This is a genomic window from Dehalogenimonas sp. THU2, assembly GCF_039749495.1.
Taxonomy (GTDB): domain Bacteria; phylum Chloroflexota; class Dehalococcoidia; order Dehalococcoidales; family Dehalococcoidaceae; genus Dehalogenimonas.
This window is the reverse complement of sequence record NZ_JBDLLU010000012.1, coordinates 40,644-59,952: the sequence shown is the minus strand read 5'-3', so window position 1 is coordinate 59,952 and position 19,309 is coordinate 40,644. Positions and strand designations below refer to the sequence as shown.

The following is a 19,309-nucleotide window of genomic DNA, read 5'->3' as shown; positions in this document are numbered from 1 at the left end:
TTGTCCCTTTACAATGCTTAATTCGGGTTTTTCGCAGAGTTTATTTGAAGTTGAAGTTCGGATTAATGGCAACGAGTTGATGAAGCGTTGTGAGATCTACGAGGTGCGAGGGAATGTTATTCCCGGATGAAATCGAATTGATGCCCGGCGCCTTGTGCCAGTGCTTTTTCGTAGATGAAGCGGGCACAGGCAATATCCTGGATGGCCAAGCCGGTAGAGTCGAAGACCGTAATCGCATCGTCAGTAGTGCGTCCAGGTTTTCGGCCTGAGGTCAGTTCACCGAGCGTGCCGTAAATCTGTTTTTCGGAAAACAGGCCGGTGGATATCAGTACGTTAAGTTCCCCGGCGTGTGTGGACTGGTAAATATCGTCGACCACCACTGTTGCGGCCTCCAGGACATCCGGCTCAAGTTCCTGCTTGCCCGGGGCGTCGGCGCCGATGGCGTTAATGTGGGTTCCCGGTTTAAGCCACTGGCGTTTTAGAAACGGTGCGCGTGACGGCGTCAGGGTACAGACGATGTCGGCGCCGCACGCTTCGGCAAGGGATGTGATTCTGACCGGATTGCCGGCAAATCGTTCCCTGAATTTAGTCGCGGCCTCTGTTGACCGGTCATACACTCGGATCTCTTCGAAACGGAAATACTCCAGATGGGCTATTAACTGCGTATCAGCTTGATTGCCGGCACCGATAAGCCCGAGACTCAGGGCTTCTTTCCGGGCTAGGTGCTTGCTGGCGATTGCTGCGGCGGCGCCGGTGCGATAGGCGGTGATCTCGGTACCGTCCATTATGGCCAGGGGGTAGCCGGTGTCCGGGTCGGAATAGATGATGATACCCATGATGCTTGGCAACCCCTTGTCGGTATTGCCCATGTGAACGTTGATCCACTTAACTCCGGCCGCGCCCGGGACTGCGGCAGGCATGGCTCGAAAATCGCCTTTTTCCAGGGTGAGGTAAGCTTTTGGGGGCATCGATGCCTGGCCGGTAGCATAATCGGTGAACGCGCGCTCCACAGCCTTTAATGTTTCCGGCATGGTGATAAGCCGGGAAACATCTTGCCGGGTGAGTATCAGGGTTGGCATCGAACTAACTTTAATCCGGCTGCCAGCGGTTGTCAACCCGGGGTCATCCTTCACCGGGTATGCGTTTGAATTTGGTTAATTTCGCTTGAACAATATGAGCTAACGCGCCAGTTTTTCGGCAATATCCAAGATAGATAAATCAAGTGTCTTTCGATGGCTTGTTACCTCTGTATAAGGCGTCGCTTTGATTTCACCGCATGACAGCCCTAGGAGTATGCCGGAACGACCTTCTTCGATTTCATGAACTGCGGCAGCGCCGACGCGGGTGGCTAGCAACCGGTCGAAGGCGGTCGGTGCGCCCCCACGCTGAACGTGGCCTAAGATCGTGGCCCGTAACGAGTAACCCAACTCCTTGTTCTCGCGGAAATGTTCCAGTATCCGCTCGGCGTTCCAGTGAGCGCCTTCAGCTACCACGATAAGGCAGTGGGACTTACCGCGGCGATAGGTGTTTTTGATTTCTTCAGCGATAAGGTCGGGACTGGTTTCCACCTCAGGGATGACCACGTACTCGGCACCGCCGGCGATACCAGCCATGAGAGCCAGATATCCCTGGTTGCGGCCCATTGTCTCCACGATATGAGCGCGCTGGTGTGACGAGGCTGTTACTTTGAGCCGGTCGATGGCTTCAAGTGCGATGTTGAGTGCGGTGTCCACCCCGATGCTCTGGTCGGTGCCGTAGAGGTCATTGTCGATGGTGGAGGCCACACCGACGGTGGGGAATCCCATCTCATTCAAAAGATGGGCACCCATCTGGGAACCGTTACCACCGATGACCACCAGGGCCTCTATTTGGTTGTTCCTCAGGTTGTCTATGGCTTTTTGCCGGCCGGATTCCGTTTCGAACTCAGGTGACCGGGAAGATCCCAGGATGGTTCCGCCAGCCTGAATAACCCCGGAAACGTCACGGGGGCCAAGTTTTTGAGAAACTCCTGCAATGAGTCCGGCATAACCATGGTTTATGCCGAACACTTCCCATCCGGCGGCGAGACCACATCGGACTACCGACCGGATGGCGGCGTTCATGCCCGGGGCATCGCCTCCGCTGGTAAGAACGGCTATCTTTTTCATGGGGCGCCTCGCTTTGCAATTGTCACCGCCATTATAACGCACCAGGCCGTGAAATCGGCATTCTCTTATGAACGAATTTCAGATGGAGAGAATTATTCGATGATAATTCCGGCGAATTTCGCCGCCGCCTCCCCCGCCACCCAGCCCGTCGAAAAGGCTGCTTGCAGGTTGTAGCCACCGGTGTCGGCATCCAGGTCCAGGACCTCGCCAGCCAGATACAGCCCCGGAACCAGCTTTGACGCCATCGTCCGCGGATCTATTTCTTTCAGATCGATGCCTCCGGCGGTGACCATGGCCGCGCCAATCGGCAGAGGGGTTTTCACGTCGAAGGTCAGCCCCTTGAGTAGCTTTACGAGTCGGTGACGGTCCTCGGTGGTAAAATTCGAAGCGGTTCGGCCCATGGGAATGCCGGATATGCCGGCCATTAGATCAACCATCTTTTCCGGTAGCAGTTCCCGGAGAATGGCGGGCAACTGCCGTTTCGGAGAGACGGCAAACTCGCGCAGCAGCCGAGCGTCAAGTTCTTTATTGGTCAATGCTGGCTTAAGATTAATGGACACGGATACCGGACCGGCGTCCAGCGCCCGAGCTACTGCCTGGCTCATAAGCAGAGTGATCGGTCCACCGATGCCGAAATGGGTAAACAGCATCTCACCGAAACGGCTTTCGATAATCGGCGCCGGCGGCTTCTCCCAGCCGGTTCCGCGCCCGTAGTCGTGTTCGATGGTCATTTCGGGAATCGACGCTTTATTAACGGCGTAGGCGGTCAGGCGCACATTTTTAAGGCTGACCCCCTGAAAGGCAATGGCATAACTGATCTCTTTTATAACGAGTGGCACCAAAGCCGGGTAGAGAGTGTTTACCTTGTGCCCGAGTTTTTCGGCCAGTCTGAAACCATCGCCGGCGGAGCCGGTTGCGGGGTATGAAGACCCTCCGGCGGCTAAGATCACCGCAGTTCCCGGAATGAACTCTCCACTGTCGAGTATGACACCGGTAACGCCTCTGTCGTCGCGCTCGATACCGGCGACACGACTGCTAAGTCTCAAATCGACACCATGGTCTTTGATGTAAGACATCAATGCCGCGACGACATCAGCGGCATTATCCGATGCCGGAAATACCCGTCCGCCACGCTCATTTTTAGTTTCGATGCCATAACGGAGGAAAAACCCCAGTAATTCGTCCCGGAAGAAGCGGGAGAAAGCGCCATAAAGAAATTTCCCATTGGGACCGAACGCCGTCAAAAACTCCTTAAGGGGAGCGATATTGGTAAGGTTGCAGCGGCTTTTACCGGTGATGAGCAATTTATTGCCCGGTTCGTCCATGCGTTCAAGTAGCGTGACCGAAGCACCCAGTTCCGCCGCCCGGCCCGCGGCCAGCAGACCGGCGGCGCCACCGCCGATGACAATAACACGTTGTGTATTCAGTTGAGAAGAATCGTCCTTTATTTTCATGGATATATTGTAGAGGCGCGGAAACAGAAAGTCACTTCGATGTCCCGACGTTTTGATCGATCGGGATGAGAGCTAAAGGTCGGCCAGGTCTCCCCAGGAAATGTCCCCCATCTGGAAAACCGGGCCGTCCTGGCAGACCTGTTTCAGACCGTTTCGGGTTTTTACGGTGCACCCGTAACAAAGCCCGATGCCACAGGCCATCCTGACCTCCAGCGAGACTTGCATCGATTTCTCATTGAAGCGATGATCCTTTGCCAGCGCCCGGTACATCGGCAGCGGTCCGCAGGCGAAGACCTGCTGTGATTCGGCGATGTGGGCATCGGGGCAGTCGGTGACGCGGCCCTTGATGCCTATTGAGGCGTCTTCGGTGCAGATCACGCATTCATCGACCTTGGGCAGGTGGGACGGTGGGCACAGTAGTTCGCCGGTGCGGGCGCCGAGGACGAGGGTCACTTTTTTACCTAGCGAGGCGGCCTTTCTCGCCAGGAAATTGAGCGGGGCGATGCCCATGCCCCCGGCGATGAGCAGGAGTTTCTCTGCCTTTTCGCCGATAGTGAAGCCGTTTCCTAGCGGACCGAGAATATCCAGTTCCTCACCCGGTTTCCTGAGTGACAGCCACTCGGTACCCTTACCGACAGTTGCGATCATGAGGCCGATCTGGCCGCTGGGGGCGTTCGCATCACTGATACTGATCGGCCGTCTTAACAGAAGTTGGTCGCCGCATTTGAGCATGACAAACTGGCCGGGTTTTGCCTCCGCGGCTATTTCAGGGCATTGCAATCGCAACCGGAAAACGCCGGGCATGATGTCCTCGACGGATAAGACACTCGCGGTTCCCAGGTAAGGTTTAGCTTCGGCCACGTCGATACTCCGGCACCGGTTTTATGTTGTAATTGTAACCCTTGTTGGTTAAAGCGTCGATAGCCACCCGCGCCGTATCCAGTGATGTGAAGCAGGGTATTCGCTTTTCGGCGGCGGCGCGGCGGATATGGAAGCCGTCGCGAAGTGGTGCCCGGTCGCCGGTGGAGGTGTTGATTACGCCGGCCACGGTACCGTTCCTGACGATATCGACGATATTGGGATGACCCTCCGACAGCTTCTTGGAGATAAGTTTGACCGGCAGGCCGATAGCCTCGATCATGGTGGCGGTGCCTTCGGTGGCGTACAGATGATAACCGGAGGCGTGCAGTTTCCGGATAAGCGGTAGTGCCTCGGCCTTATCGCGGTCGGCGACTGATACGAGGATGTTGCCCTCCGGAGGCAGCGACAGTCCGGCGGCCATAAGCGCTTTGATGAGAGCCCCATTGAAATCATGATCGATTCCCATAACCTCGCCGGTAGATTTCATCTCAGGTCCCAGGTAGGTGTCCACGCCGATAAGCTTGGACATGGAGAATACCGGGGCTTTGATGGCCACCAGTGGCCGTGCCGGCCACAGTCCGCCTTCATAGCCTTGTTCCATCAGACTTTTGCCGAGCATGACATTGACGGCTACGTCCACCATGGGCACACCGGTAACCTTAGATAGGAACGGCACGGTACGGGATCCGCGGGGGTTGACCTCCAGGATATAGATCTTGCTCTGTCCCTCTTCACGGGTGATGACGAACTGGATGTTCATCAGGCCGCGGATGTTCAAAGCCAGGCCGATGCGAGTGGTGTAGTCCACGATGGTGTCTGTTTCTTCCTGGGTCAGATTGAGTCCGGGATACACGGCCATGGAATCGCCGGAATGGACCCCGGCACGTTCAATGTGCTCCATGATACCGGGAATAAGCACGCGCTCACCGTCGGCGATGGCATCCACCTCAACCTCTTTACCCATGAGATATTTGTCGATGAGCACCGGATGGCCGGTCTGAAGCTCCATGGCCAGCTTCATGAACCTGACCAGTTCGGTGGCGTCGTAAACGATCTCCATCGCCCGCCCGCCCAGCACGTAGCTGGGGCGAACCAGCACCGGATAACCGATAAGGCTGGCTACGTTCAATCCTTCATCTAAAGTGGTCACCCCGGCGCCAGGCGCCTGAGGGATGTCCAGTTCGGACAGGAAGACCTCGAAGCGGCGGCGGTCCTCCGCCAGGTCGATGGTTTCGGCGCTTGAGCCGATGATGGGATATCCGGTTTGGGTCAGCGTCCCCGCCAGGTTGATGGCGGTTTGACCGCCGAACTGGCAGATCGAGGGCGTACTGGCGGAGCATCCGGCGTTCTCGTTGTCCAGAATATCGCGCACGCTCTCGGCGTCCAGCGGTTCGAAATACAGCCGGTTGGAGGTGTCGAAATCTGTGGAGACCGTTTCCGGGTTGGAGTTGGCCATGATCGACTGGTATCCCGCTTTGGACAACGCCATGGCGGCATGCACCGAACAGTAGTCGAACTCGATACCCTGGCCGATGCGGATCGGACCTGAACCGATGACCAGGGCTTTATTGCAGTTATCTGGAACAGCCTCGTTCTCATCCTCGTACGTTGAGTAGAAGTACGGTGTTTCAGCGTCGAACTCAGCGGCGCATGTGTCCACCATCTTGTAGGTCGGCAGAAGGTTCCACTGTTTGCGCAGATCGCGCACCTGTTCCGGCAGCCGGTCGGCCAGGGTAGCGATCTGCTCGTCACCGAATCCCAAACGTTTGGCCTGTCGCAGCAGTTCCGGATTCAGCGTCTCCGAGAGCAGCCGCTTTTCCATGCCGACGAGATTCAAAAGTTTATTGAGGAACCACAGGTCAATCTTGGTGACCTCAAAAATCTGCTGGGGAGTCAGGCCGCGCCGCAGCGCCGCCATCACCGCCCAAAGCCGGATATCCGTTGGTTTCAGCGGGTAGCCGGCTATGTCGTCGCCGAGAACCCATTCCGGGTCTTCCCAGAGAATCGATTTCTTACCGAATTCGAGAGACCTTACCGCTTTTTGAAGTGCTGCCTCGAAAGTGCGGTCGATGGCCATGACCTCACCCGTTGCCTTCATTTGCGTATTGATTATCCGGTCGCCGGTGGCGAACTTATCGAACGGCCAGCGCGGTATTTTCACTACCACGTAGTCCAGCGCCGGTTCAAAAGAGGCCGCCGTTTTGCCGGTGACGGCGTTGGGTATCTCATCGAGCGTTTTACCCACGGCGATCTTGGCTGCTACCCGGGCGATTGGATAACCGGTAGCTTTCGAGGCCAGGGCCGATGAGCGGCTGACACGGGGGTTTACTTCGATGACATAATAAGTGGCGGACACCGGATCCAGAGCATACTGGATGTTGCAACCGCCCTCGATGCCCAGCGCCCGGATGATCTTGATACTGGCTGTCCGCAGCATCTGGTACTCTTTATTTGTCAGTGTTTGTGAAGGAGCGATGACTATGGAATCCCCGGTGTGAACTCCGACGGGGTCGAAGTTCTCCATATTACACACGGTGATGCAATTGTCGGCGGCGTCCCGCATAACCTCATACTCGATCTCTTTCCAGCCGGCAACGGATTTTTCCACGAGGATCTGATGTATCGGTGAAGCGGAGATGCCGCCAACGGCGATTTCCTCGAAAGCATCCATATCGTTGGCTATTCCGCCACCGGTGCCGCCCATGGTGTAGGCGGGGCGGATGATGAGGGGTAATCCAAGTTCCGCGGCTACCTCTTTAGCCTCGGAGACAGTGGTGACGGTCCGCGAGGGCGGAACATGTTCATCGATGGAAATTAACAACCGTTTGAACAGTTCCCGGTCCTCAGCTTTTTTGATTGTCTCGATGGGTGTGCCCAGGACACGGACGCCGTATTTTTCCAATACTCCGGCGTCGGCCAGTTCCACGGCGAGGTTGAGACCGGTCTGGCCGCCAAGCGTCGGCAGCAGGCCGTCCGGGCGCTCCCGTTCGATGATGCGGGACACCGCCTCGACGGTCAGCGGCTCGATATATACGATATCGGCGATCTCTTCATCGGTCATAATAGTGGCGGGGTTAGAGTTTACGAGTACGGAAATCACGCCTTCCTCGCGCATGGCCTTGCACGCCTGAGTGCCGGCGTAGTCGAATTCCGCCGCCTGCCCTATGATAATGGGGCCACTGCCGATGATCAGGACTTTGGCGGGTTTGGTCATCTGGCGGCTCCCATCATTTTCATAAACTGTTCAAATAGATAGATATTATCCAGCGGTCCCGGGGAAGCCTCGCTGTGGTACTGGATGGTGAAGATGGGCTTTGTACGGTGCCGCATTCCCTCCACTGTGCAATCATTCAGGTTGACATGGGTCACCTCCAGCCCGCTGCTTTCGATAGATTCCGGGTCGACGGCATAACCGTGGTTCTGGGCGGTGATGTGGATGCGGCCGTTAAGGAGGTCTTTTACCGGATGGTTGCCGCCGCGGTGGCCGAACTTAAGTTTGAAGTTTCGTCCGCCGAAGGCCTTGGCGATAAGCTGGTTGCCCAGGCAGATACCCATCATAGGCTTGCCGCCGTCAACGAGTGTTTTCACCGTTTCGGTAGCGTAATCGAGGAGTTCCGGGTCGCCGGGGCCTGGGGACAGCATGATGCCGTCGGGGTTGATCGAAATCATATCGGCCGCGGAGGCGGTGCAGGGGAAGGCGGTGACGCGGCAGCCATGATCTTTCAAGATGCGCATGATATTAAATTTGCAGCCCAGGTCCAGGAGGGCGACTCTTGGTGCATCGTCGGGCAGATCGGTGGAATCCCACTCGTATGGTTCCCTGGTGGAAACCTCTTTCACGAAATCGGTGATACCGTAATCCGGCGTGGTTCGCAACAATTCCAGGGCTTGTCCTGGTGTCTTGTCGGAAGTGATCATGCCCATCATCACGCCGTGGTTCCGTAGTTTACGGGTGATGGCTCGGGTGTCCAGTCCCCAGATTCCGGGAATGCCGCCCTGAACCAAATAATCGTTGACGGTGCCGGCGCACTGGTAGTTGGAGGGTTCGGAGCATTCCTCGCGCACAACGAAGCCCCGCACCTGCAACTTTTCCGATTCCCAGTCGGCGGGGTTGACTCCGTAGTTCCCGATGAGCGGATAGGTGGGGATGAGTATCTGCCCGGCGAATGACGGATCGGTTAGCATTTCCTGGTAGCCGGTCATGCTGGTGGCAAAGACCACCTCGCCGAAGGCGTCAGCTTCCGCCCCAAAACTGTTGCCCTCATAGACGCTGCCGTCTGCCAGTACTAATATGGCGCGTTTGATCATGTGTTATCCTTGTTTTCTTCTTGATATGCCACAGTGCCGCCAAAGATGGTAACCGTCACCTTGCCTTTAAGCGTTGTTCCGGCGAGAGGCGTATTTTTACCCTTGGAGGCGAACTTGCTAGTATCGACTCTCCATTCGGCATCCGGGTCGAGAATCACAATATCCGCCGGGCCGCCGACTTTCAGACTGCCATTGATGCCGTGCTTGTCACCGATGATGTATACCGGCGCCGCGGTCAGCTTTTCGATGATGAGTTTCAACGGCAATTTGCCGCCGTGCACCAGTTTCATGAGGCTGCCGAAGGCTGTTTCCAGGCCGGAGATGCCGAACGGCGCCAGGCTGAATTCACAACATTTATCATTGAACGAGTGCGGGGCATGGTCGGTGGCGATGGCATCGACAGTCCCGTCCAGTAAACCCTCGATCAGGGCATCGATGTCGGCCTGCGCCCGTAGCGGCGGATTGACCTTGGCGTTGGTGTCGTAGCCCAGTGTCCGGTCCTCAGTCAGGGTGAGATGGTGGGGGGTGACCTCGGCGGTGACTTTTATGCCGCCTGCTTTAGCCTGGCGGATTAGTTCTACGGCGCCTTTAGTGCTGATGTGGCACAGGTGCAGCCGGGCTCCGGTCAGCTCAGCCAGCGCGATGTCGCGGGCGACGATAGTGTCCTCCGCGGCGTTGGGGATGCCGGCTAATCCCAACCGGGTGGCGATGACGCCTTCGTTGACCTGGCCGCCTTCGGCTAAACTCATGTCTTCGCAATGTTCGATCACCGGCAGGTCAAGTGCGGTGCAATATTCCATGGCCTGTTTAAGCAAGCGTGCGCCCGGCACGCTCGATCCGTCGTCGGAAAAACCGATCACCCCGGCGTCAGCCATTTCACCCAGTTCAGCCAGGTTTTCACCTTTTCGTCCCTTGCTGATGCAGCCGATGGGGAGCACCCTCACCGCCGCTTCGATGGAAGTAACGTATTTGACATAATCGACAGTCGCGCGATTGTCGATGGCCGGGCTGGTGTTAGGCATAGCGCAGACGGTGGTGAAGCCGCCCCGCGCCGCCGCGTTCGTCCCTGTTGAGACGGTCTCTTTGTTTTCGAACCCAGGCTGGCGCAGGTGGGTGTGCAGGTCGATGAAACCGGGAGCGATGATTTTTCCGGTAGCATCGATGACCCGATAATCCCCCTTGGGCGGCTCACCGGTACCGATCCATGCGATCTTGCCGTCGATTACTGCGATGTTGAACCTGTCGTCGATGTCCTGGGCGGGATCGATGAGATGCCCGTTTTCAATCAAGATGCTTTTCATAGTTCACTCTGCCTGCCGCTAAGGAGATACAGGATAGCCATACGTACCGCTACGCCGTTTTGAACTTGCTCGTTGATCACCGATTGCTCACCGTAAGCCGATTCCGTCGCCAGTTCGATGTCTTCATTGACCGGACCGGGGTGCATCACCAGCACGCCTTTAGCCGCCTTTTTCAGCCGTCCGGGGGTTATTTGATAGCGCTGAATGTACTCGCGTACGGAAGGCAGCAAACCGCTCTGCTGGCGTTCCCGCTGTAATCTCAAAGCCATGACCACGTCAGCGCCTTCGATCGCCTTTTCGACATCGGTCTCGACTTTTGTCTTGGGGAAATATTCGCCGGGTTCATCGAGGCCGTAAGGCAGCAGCGTCGGCGGTCCGCAGACGGTGACTTCCATACCGAGCCGTGTCATGCCCCAGATGTTGGAGTGGGCCACCCGGCTGTGGCGGACATCACCGACGATGGTTGCTTTGAGTCCATTGAGGCTGCCTTTGTGTTTCCGGATAGTGAAGAGGTCGAGTAGCGCCTGTGTGGGGTGGGCGTGCCAGCCGTCGCCGGCGTTGATAATATTGGCCTTACTGTGTTTGGCGGCCAGGTAAGGCGCGCCGGAGTGAAGGTGTCGCATGACGATGATGTTAGCTCCCAAAGCCTCGAGGGTTTTTAACGTATCGATCAGGCTCTCGCCCTTGGCGACGCTCGATGCCGAAGCGGTGATATTAAGCACGTCGGCAGACAGGTTTTTGGCGGCGATCTCAAAAGACGCGCGGGTGCGGGTGCTGTTTTCGTAGAAGAGGTTGACCACCGTCTGGCCGCGGAGCGCCGGCACCTTTTTAATCGGGCGGGCCAGGATTTCGCTCATGGCGTCGGCGGTTCGGAAGACCAACTCGAACTCCTCCGGCGTGAAGTCGTCCACGTCCAGCAAGTGACGATGATTCCAGTCGCTGGTTCTCGATGGTGCGATCGTTTCGTTAACCATGCCGCTCACCGGATGAAATGACCACTTCATCAATTTGGTCGATTTCGGCCAGCTTTACCCTGATATTCTCGGTGGCGGCGGAAGGGATATTCTTGCCCACATAATCGGCGCGGATCGGAAGTTCCCGGTGGCCGCGGTCGATTAGAACCGCCAATTGGATGACCCGCGGCCGTCCGAAGTCGATGAGTGCGTCCATCGAGGCGCGAGTGGAGCGTCCGGTGTACAGCACGTCATCCACCAGGATGATGACCTTGTCGTCGATGCTGACCGGAATATCGGTGGATTTGACCTGGGGGTTAAAATTGCCCCGGTTCAGGTCATCGCGGTATAAGCTGAAATCGAGTGCTCCCACCGGCACTTTGACACCCTCGAATTCGCTGATCAGCGACGCCAATCGATCAGCCAGCGGTACACCGCGGGTGCGCATGCCCACCAGCACCAGTGATGAGGTGTCTTTGTTTCGTTCGGCGATCTCGTGCGCGATGCGTGACAACGTCCGTCGCATGTCCTCGGCGGTCATTACCGTTTTTTCGGGCATTAAAAAACCTCTTACCAACCTTTGCCGGCAAGAGGTGCATAAGCGCGACCATTCCCGATTCCCTTGCCAGCCTCACAGGACTGTTCGTTAAAGGTGGGCGTTTATTAAATTAGTATCATTATAACAGGGTGGGTTAGTCGAGGCAAGGGTCTGTATTTCAGAAGACGTTGACATTACCTATAAATACCAATACATTTTGAAAGAAGGGGCTTACGAGTCCTGCCGAAATACAAGGAGGTTCGATGAAAAAGCTACTTTGTTTCGCCTTGGTGATGGTTACCATATTGGCATTCATCGCCACAGGATGTTCTGCAAAAGGAACAATCACTGTCGGTTCCAAAATCGATACCGAGGGCGCTCTTTTGGGACAGATGATCGTCCTTATGCTGCGTGATAACGGCTTCGACGTTAATGATCGGACCGGCACCGGGGCGACTTCCATAGTGAGAAACGCCATCATTTCCAGTGAGATTGACATCTACCCAGAATACACCGGCAACGGTGCCTTCTTTTTTGACGAAACTAATTCAACCGTGTGGCATAACGCCCAGCAAGGCTGGCAACGGGTCAAGGAACTAGACAAGGCCGCGAACGACATCGAATGGCTGTCCTCGGCGCCAGCCAACAACACTTGGGCTATAGCCGTGACCAGGGAACTAGCCCAAAGCGCCAACCTGACCTCGCTGGACGATCTGGCCGCCTATGTAAACGATGGAGGTAATTTCAAGTTGGCTGGTTCCGCCGAATTCTTCGACAGCGAGGTGGCCATGCCCGCTTTTCAGGCAGCCTACGGCTTTAGCCTTGAGCCCGTCCAGACAATCATCGTGGGCAGCGGCGATACGGCCCAGACCGAGCAGGCCGCCTCCCTCGGCACCGACGGGGTAAACGCCGCCATGGCCTACGGCACAGATGGCGGCATCGATGCTTTCAACCTGGTGGTGTTGACCGATCCCCGCGGCGTCCAACCGGTTTATGAACCGGCACCCATCGTCCGCGGTTCGGTACTAGCCCAGTATCCGGAGATCGCCGACATCCTCGATCCGGTCTTCCGCTCGCTGGACTTGGTAACCTTACGAACTCTTAACGGCAAAATCGTCGTTGACGGGGAGTCGGCCGCGGCGGTCGCCAAAGCCTACCTGGAATCAAAGGGTTTCCTAAAATAAGCCGAGCTTAAAATTTTGAGACTCAGTCTGTCCTCGCTAATATCGGGCGCTGATAAAGTGGCTCTTACTGGCAGTTTGTTCGGCCTCGGATCGCTGGCTGCCGGGTGGTTCACCTTGAAAGCCAACCGGCTGGCTGAAGGGGATTATCTGAATTTGCACTCGGCTGCCGGCTGGGGCGGTACGCTGCTACTCCTGACCCTGTGGATTATTTGCCTGAGCCTGGCGCTGAGCCGGCGGGGGAGACGCGTATACCTGGCGTTAGGGATTTCGGTTAGTGTCATTTTGATCGCCAGCTCCGTCCTTGTCAGCATCACGAGCTCTAACCTGCTGGAAGGGTCTGCCGCCTCAGCCCGGGTATCGCTGGGTGGCGGCGTGTGGCTTACCCTTTTTGCGTCTTACATCGTAATTTTCGCAGCTTACCGGGGACTGTCCGCCACACCATGGGCACAGCGCCTGGTAGCCGTCACAGGTGTCGCTGTCTTGCTGGCCATGATTCTGGGCGGCGCCTTCGATCAGCTATCCGTAATGCGGGAATACATCGCTCAACAGGAACGCTTCGGTCAGGAACTGGGACGACACATTTTTCTGGTAACGATCAGCGTGGCCGCGGCCAGCCTGGGAGGGGTGCTGTTGGGCATCTGGGCGGCGCGGCAGCGCAAAGCGGAAAAGTATATCTTTGGCGTGACCAATATTACTCAGACCATACCCAGCCTGGCGCTTTTTGGCCTGTTGATCGCCCCGCTGTCGGCGTTGTCCTTCCAATTCCCGGTATTACGTGAATTGGGTATACGTGGTATCGGGGCGGCGCCGGCCATTATCGCGCTGTTCATCTATTCCCTGCTGCCCATCGTCCGCAACACCTATATCAGCCTGCGCCAGATCGATCCGGGCGTCCTCGAAGCCGGCCGGGGCATGGGCATGAGCCGCAGCCAGCTTTTCCGGCGTATAGAAATTCCGCTGGCAACCCCATTGGTGCTGGAAGGTCTGCGTATCGCTTCGGTTCAGGCTGTCGGTCTGGCGGCGGTGGCGGCGCTCATCGGAGCCGGCGGTCTAGGGTGGTTCATTTTTCAAGGCCTGGGGCAGGCGGCGCCGGACATGATACTGCTGGGGACACTGCCCATTATCTTCATGGCGGTGGTAGTAGACGGATTGATGCGTTTGGCGGTTAACCTGGGGTCACCTCGAGGCTTGAAACGGAGCGATTGATGATCGAACTGATAACACTCACTAAAAAATACCCACAGGCAAGCGTACCGGCGGTTGATCGCCTGTCACTCACCGTTGAAAGCGGAGAAGTAGTTGTGCTTATCGGTCCCTCGGGATGCGGTAAAACCACGACTTTACGCATGATCAATCGTTTGATAGAGCCCTCCTCCGGCCGGATAATAATTGACGGGCAGGATGTCGGCGCCCGCAAACCGGAAGATTTAAGACGGTCCATCGGTTACGCCATCCAGAGCGTCGGGCTTTTTCCGCATATGACGGTAGCCGGCAATATTTCGGTAGTACCGGAACTTCTGAATTGGGATAAATACCGGATCGCCAATCGGGTAAGTGAGCTTTTGAAACTGGTAGGTCTCAAGCCGGACACCTACGCCGGGAAATACCCTCACCAGTTATCCGGCGGTGAAGCCCAGCGGATCGGTGTGGCCCGGGCGCTAGCCGCCGATCCTCCGATACTGCTGATGGACGAACCGTTCGGAGCGGTTGACCCGTTAACCCGCGAACGGCTCCAGGGACAGTTCCTGGATATCCAGCGCCAGCTTAAGAAAACGGTCATTCTGGTCACTCACGATCTCGACGAAGCCATCCGCCTGGCTGATCGGATCGCCATCATGCGAGCTGGAGAACTCGTGCAGTTTGACACACCGGAGGCAATTTTAAGTAAACCGGCTGATAAATTCGTCCATGACTTTGTGGGTTCAGACCGGGCTCTTAAGCGGTTGTCCCGCATTAGCATTAGGCCTTTTATCCACCCTGCGCCCTCGGTAATGATCGATGCCACTGCTGATGAAGCCGCCTCAGCCTGCCTTTCTTGTCGCTGGGTGTGGGTCACCGGCAGGGATAGTCGGTTGATTGGCTGGCTGGATCGGACGGCGTTGAAACCAGGCGTATTCTCGGCGGATGTCATGGAGAAAGTGGCGGTGGCAGACCTGGCGGTGACCGACACGGCATCATTCAGGGAAGCGTTGTCGCGAATGCTTAGCCAGGGCATCAAGAATTTGCCGGTGGTTGATAGTGAAGAGCGTTTATTAGGTGAAGTGCGCATGAGCGATGTCGAAAAAGCCACCGCCGAGACTGAACCGTGAAACAGCGCCTTCGAGCCTGGGTTCTACTGGGTCTGGCCATCTTCCTGTTCGGCATTATCATCGCCAATCCGGAGTGGTGGCAAAGTGCTCTGCGGTATTTTTTTCCGGACGAGGCGCAGGTTGTCTATCTCCGTGCCTCGCTAGTACAACTTACCGGTGAGCACCTTAAACTGGTAGCTATTTCCAGCGGCATGACGATCGCGGTTGGGTTACCCCTGGGTATTTGGGTAACAAGGCGTTCCGGTCTGAGTTTTCAGCCGATAGCGAATAACCTGGTTTCTATCGGGCAAACTTTTCCGCCGGTCGCGGTGCTGGCCCTTGCAGTGCCGGTGCTGGGGTTCGGTCTCAAGCCTACCGTTTTCGCACTTTTTCTTTACGGCATGCTGCCAGTGGTCAGGAACACCATCGCCGGTCTCCAAGCGGTACCGGCAGCTTCCCTGGACGCTGCTTACGGCCTGGGTATGAGCCGCCCCCAGGCCCTTTTCAGAATCGAGATACCCCTGGCTGCCCGTGTGATAATAGCCGGTATCCGTATATCGGTCATCATAAACATCGGCACGGCTATGATTGGCGCCGTCATCGGCGCCGGTGGCCTCGGTTCGCCGGTAGTCGCCGGGCTGGTGCAGGACAACATCGCCTATATCCTGCAGGGAGTGGTGCCCGCGGCTTTTCTGGCAATCATCGCCGACCGGATATTGGCAAACGTGGAGTCTCTGTTCGACTACGGTGATGATGGAAGATAATCGCTGATTGGTGTAGGGTGAATCTAATAGACCGTTCCTCGCTCCGCCTGTAATAGTTGTTGCAGCCTGGATGGCATGGTGCTGTAGAGCATGCCTTCATCGCGAGTAATCACCTTGCGCTTAATAAGATCAGCCAATGCCTGATCCATGGTTTGCATGCCTTCTTTAAGACTGACTTCGATATTAGCCTGCAAGTCAAATATCTTCTCCTCGCGGATGAGCCGAGAAACCACCGGATTATTGAGCATTATCTCAAAAGCGGCGATTCGTCCGCCTCTGGCCCGGTGTAACAACCGTTGCGAAAGGACAGCTAGAAGCACCTGGGACAACTGATAACGGACCTGCCGCTGCTGCTCCGGTGGAAACACATCTACAACACGGTCGATGGTCTGTGCGGCATCAACTGTATGTAATGTAGCGATCACCAGGTGACCGGTTTCAGCGGCGGTAATGGCGGTGCTCATGGTGTCAAGATCCCGCATCTCACCGATCACCAGAACGTCGGGATCGTGTCGAAGGTTGTGGATCAGTGCTTTGGAAAAAGAATGGGTATCGTCGCCAAGATCGCGTTGACGGATAAGGCACTGCTTGTTGGGAAAAAGGAATTCGATAGGATCTTCCACCGTGACGATGTTCCGTTTCACTATCTCGTTGAGATGGTTAATCATGGCCGCAAGGGTAGTGGATTTTCCCGTACCCGCCGCTCCCGTAACCAAAATCAGGCCTCGAGGTTTCGTTACCAGTGATTTACAAATCTGAGGCAGTTCCAACTCATCGATACTGGGTATCTTAAAGGGAACCGGCCGGATCGCCAGGCTGATGGAACCGCGTTGGCGTAAGGCGCTAACGCGAAATCGAGATATGCCACTCATGCTGTAGGTGAAATCCAATTCCCGGCGTTCTTTGAAGACTGAGCGTTGATCTTCGGTGGTGATACGCTCAAATATTTTTTCGATCTCCTCCGGTGTTAGCGGAGGTATTTCCGGTAAAGGAATCAGTTCGCCGTCGATGCGCAATACTGGAACAGACGGAACAGTGAGGTGGAGGTCGGTGGCGTTCCGGGCAACGATGAATTCCAATAGTTTCTCTAAAGGTACAGTCATATCTCTTCCCCCACTACTATATATAAAAGTACCAGCCGGACTCATCGCCGTCAATGGTACTTAAGTATATTCAAGCCATGTCATTAGTACTGTGGGGCGGAATGGGGCATTGCCATCCGAGAAAAATTGGCTTTGACTTAGACTTTCGTCAGTTTCGCAAAACTTAGAAGCAGTTTCTTCAAACCATCCGTTTTGAACGATACCACGATCTCATGGTCGCTTTTCACTGGTAGGGTGCTGATCACCACACCATAGCCAAAGACGGGATGACTGACCTTGTCGCCGGTTTTAAATGGAGGCGGGAGCAGATTGTTGGTCGAGGATGTTACCGGACGACGGGTTTGCACCTGGGGTTGAGGCGGCCGGGTGGAGTATTCGTACAATTTTTTCTGCACGGGTTGCGGTTTAGGTGCTTCCTCACGGATGCCTCCCTCAGCGGTCACATGCGACGGGATAGCGTCGAGAAATCGCGACGGCGGGTTGGTCATACTGCCGCCCATGAGGCTGCGGCGGAAAGCACGTAAGAGGTACAACCTCCGCTTGGCTCGGGTAACGCCGACATAGCATAGTCGCCGTTCCTCCTCCATTTGGGTCGGATCGTCCAAGGAACGGAAGTGCGGTAGAACCCCCTCTTCAAGGCCTACGATGAAGACCACCGGGAATTCGAGGCCTTTGGCCTGGTGCAGGGTGATGAGCGTAACACCGCCTTCGGTTTCGTCCAGGTTATCCACATCCGAGACCAGGCTGACACTCTCAAGAAAAGGCGACAGCGCCTCTCCAGGTGGCAGATCATTAAACTGCTCGGCCACGGTGCGCAACTCGGCGATGTTTTCCAGTCTTTCCTCACCGTCCGGCTGTGCCTTCATGTAAAGCTGATAGCCGCTTTTCTCCAAAACTAAGTCGAAAAGTTCCATCAGGGACGCAGTTTTACTGGTTTCGATGAGTGATCTGATGGTGCTGAAAAAGAGATCAAACGACGCCAGGGCGCGGGAGTTGAGTGGCGGTTTTTCGGCGCTGGAGGCAGCCAGGTCGAGCGCCTCATAAAAGGAGATATCCTTTTCCCTTGCCCAGGCCTGCATCTCCACGATGGAACGCTCTCCCAGTCCCCGCGGCGGCACGTTGATGATACGCATCAGGCTGACACTGTCGGCGGGATTGTGGATCAGGCGGAAATAGGCGATAAGATCTTTGACTTCCCGGCGTTCGTAGAATCGGGTACCGGCTACCAATTTGTAGGGTACCCCGTAGCGGATGAAAGCTTCTTCCAGGGCACGGCTTTGGGCGTTGGTGCGGTACAAAATGGCCAGATCGGCCAGCCGGTATTTTCCGGTGGCAGTCAGGCGTTCCGACTCCCGCACAACCATCTGCGCTTCTTCCTGCTCATTGTAAGCTTCGATGATGCAAACCGGTTCTCCCGGTTCGTTCTCCGTCCACAACTTGATGTCTTTACGGGCGCGGTTGTCGGCGATGATGCTGGAAGCCGCCTCGAGGATTTTAGCGGTGGAGCGGTAATTCTGCTCCAGGTAATGTATCTGGGCGTCGGGAAAGTCCCGCTCGAAGTTGAAAACGTTTCTGAGATCCGCCGCGCGCCAGGAGTAGATCGACTGGTCCGGATCCCCGACCACGGCGATATTACGGTGGTGCGCTGCAAGCAGTTTCACCAATTCGTACTGCACCAGGTTGGTGTCCTGGAACTCGTCTACCATGATGTGCACGTAGCGTTCCTGGTAGCGTTTCAATATCTGTGGTTGCCGTTTGAAGAGAAATACGGTTTTTAATAGCAGATCATCGAAATCGACGGCATTGTTCTGCCGCAGCATTTTCTCATAGCGTTCGTACATGCGGGACACGATCTCGTCGAAGTAATCCTTACCCTGTTCCCTGAGCTTTTCCGGCGTTATCATTTGACTCTTGGCCTGGCTGATGGCTCCGGCGATCTTCTTCAGCGGGAACTTTTTGGGATCTATGTCGGTTTCGATTGCAGCCTGTTTCAGGAGCTTTTCCTGATCGTCGGCGTCGAAGATGACGAACTCCCGCTCTATGCCGATGGCCTCGCCGTCGCGCCGGAGGATACCGGCGCAGATGGCATGGAAGGTACCCATGGTCATGTTTTTGACCGAGCCGGGCGTAAGTTTTTCCAGGCGCTCCTTCATCTCCCGAGCCGCCTTGTTGGTGAAAGTGACGGCAAGGATATGATGAGGGTTTATCCCGACCACCTGCACCAGGTAAGCGATACGGTAAGTGATGACACGGGTCTTGCCGGAGCCGGGACCTGCCAGGATGAGCACAGGGCCGTCGATAGCCTCGGCGGCTTTTCGTTGGGCGGGATTCAGACCTGATAATATATCGGTTTTCAAAGCCGCCCATTATAGCATTATTAGAGCGCCCGGGTCAGCCGTTTCGCCCTT

General features: G+C 56.1%; 15 protein-coding genes. 4 read left to right on the top strand and 11 right to left on the bottom strand.

Annotated elements, in window-relative coordinates; all coding sequences use genetic code 11:
* Positions 1 to 116: 116 nt before the first annotated feature.
* The 9 genes from ABFB09_RS07430 to pyrR form a co-directional block, all read right to left on the bottom strand.
* A complete protein-coding gene (locus ABFB09_RS07430) occupies positions 117 to 1,079 on the bottom strand; it encodes an ornithine cyclodeaminase family protein (RefSeq protein WP_347000874.1) in 963 nt (320 codons plus the stop codon).
* Positions 1,080 to 1,178: 99 nt separating this feature from the next.
* The gene (gene pfkA / locus ABFB09_RS07425; RefSeq protein ID WP_347000873.1) at positions 1,179 to 2,147 is read right to left on the bottom strand and encodes a 6-phosphofructokinase; all 969 of its coding nucleotides are present in this window, start codon (positions 2,145 to 2,147) and stop codon (positions 1,179 to 1,181) included.
* Positions 2,148 to 2,239: 92 nt separating this feature from the next.
* On the bottom strand, positions 2,240 to 3,601 hold the full coding sequence (locus tag ABFB09_RS07420) for an NAD(P)/FAD-dependent oxidoreductase (protein WP_347000872.1): 1,362 nt from the start codon (positions 3,599 to 3,601) through the stop codon (positions 2,240 to 2,242).
* A 72-nt stretch (positions 3,602 to 3,673) separates the two neighbouring features.
* Positions 3,674 to 4,462, bottom strand: coding sequence for a dihydroorotate dehydrogenase electron transfer subunit (locus ABFB09_RS07415; RefSeq protein WP_347000871.1), 789 nt, complete (start codon positions 4,460 to 4,462; stop codon positions 3,674 to 3,676).
* A complete protein-coding gene (gene carB / locus ABFB09_RS07410) occupies positions 4,449 to 7,676 on the bottom strand; it encodes a carbamoyl-phosphate synthase large subunit (protein WP_347000870.1) in 3,228 nt (1,075 codons plus the stop codon). The genes ABFB09_RS07415 and carB overlap by 14 nt, the downstream gene beginning before the upstream one ends.
* Positions 7,673 to 8,770: a glutamine-hydrolyzing carbamoyl-phosphate synthase small subunit gene (gene carA, locus ABFB09_RS07405; protein WP_347000869.1), complete on the bottom strand. Its 1,098-nt coding sequence runs from the start codon at positions 8,768 to 8,770 to the stop codon at positions 7,673 to 7,675. The genes carB and carA overlap by 4 nt, the downstream gene beginning before the upstream one ends.
* Positions 8,767 to 10,071, bottom strand: coding sequence for a dihydroorotase (locus ABFB09_RS07400; protein WP_347000868.1), 1,305 nt, complete (start codon positions 10,069 to 10,071; stop codon positions 8,767 to 8,769). Before ABFB09_RS07400 ends, carA begins: the two co-directional genes overlap by 4 nt.
* Entirely contained in the window at positions 10,068 to 11,045 is a 978-nt protein-coding gene (locus ABFB09_RS07395) for an aspartate carbamoyltransferase catalytic subunit (RefSeq protein ID WP_347000867.1), read from the bottom strand. The genes ABFB09_RS07400 and ABFB09_RS07395 overlap by 4 nt, the downstream gene beginning before the upstream one ends.
* The gene (gene pyrR, locus ABFB09_RS07390) at positions 11,038 to 11,583 is read right to left on the bottom strand and encodes a bifunctional pyr operon transcriptional regulator/uracil phosphoribosyltransferase PyrR (protein WP_347000866.1); all 546 of its coding nucleotides are present in this window, start codon (positions 11,581 to 11,583) and stop codon (positions 11,038 to 11,040) included. Before pyrR ends, ABFB09_RS07395 begins: the two co-directional genes overlap by 8 nt.
* A 242-nt stretch (positions 11,584 to 11,825) precedes the next feature.
* Here pyrR and ABFB09_RS07385 point away from each other — a divergent pair, with 242 nt between their 5' ends.
* Genes ABFB09_RS07385 through ABFB09_RS07370 form a run of 4 tightly spaced genes read left to right on the top strand, consistent with a single transcriptional unit; the run spans position 11,826 to position 15,798 of the window.
* Complete coding sequence (locus ABFB09_RS07385; RefSeq protein WP_347000865.1) at positions 11,826 to 12,746, top strand: ABC transporter substrate-binding protein; 921 nt, start codon at positions 11,826 to 11,828, stop codon at positions 12,744 to 12,746.
* Between the two features lie 57 nt (positions 12,747 to 12,803).
* Complete coding sequence (locus ABFB09_RS07380) at positions 12,804 to 13,952, top strand: ABC transporter permease (RefSeq protein ID WP_347000864.1); 1,149 nt, start codon at positions 12,804 to 12,806, stop codon at positions 13,950 to 13,952.
* The gene (locus ABFB09_RS07375) at positions 13,952 to 15,055 is read left to right on the top strand and encodes an ABC transporter ATP-binding protein (protein WP_347000863.1); all 1,104 of its coding nucleotides are present in this window, start codon (positions 13,952 to 13,954) and stop codon (positions 15,053 to 15,055) included. Before ABFB09_RS07380 ends, ABFB09_RS07375 begins: the two co-directional genes overlap by 1 nt.
* Entirely contained in the window at positions 15,052 to 15,798 is a 747-nt protein-coding gene (locus ABFB09_RS07370) for an ABC transporter permease (protein ID WP_347000862.1), read from the top strand. Before ABFB09_RS07375 ends, ABFB09_RS07370 begins: the two co-directional genes overlap by 4 nt.
* A 23-nt stretch (positions 15,799 to 15,821) precedes the next feature.
* Here ABFB09_RS07370 and ABFB09_RS07365 read toward each other — a convergent pair whose 3' ends face one another.
* Both ABFB09_RS07365 and ABFB09_RS07360 read right to left on the bottom strand, forming a co-directional pair.
* Positions 15,822 to 16,901, bottom strand: coding sequence for a type IV pilus twitching motility protein PilT (locus ABFB09_RS07365; protein WP_347000861.1), 1,080 nt, complete (start codon positions 16,899 to 16,901; stop codon positions 15,822 to 15,824).
* 137 nt (positions 16,902 to 17,038) lie between these two features.
* On the bottom strand, positions 17,039 to 19,258 hold the full coding sequence (locus ABFB09_RS07360; RefSeq protein WP_347000860.1) for a UvrD-helicase domain-containing protein: 2,220 nt from the start codon (positions 19,256 to 19,258) through the stop codon (positions 17,039 to 17,041).
* Positions 19,259 to 19,309: the final 51 nt, after the last annotated feature.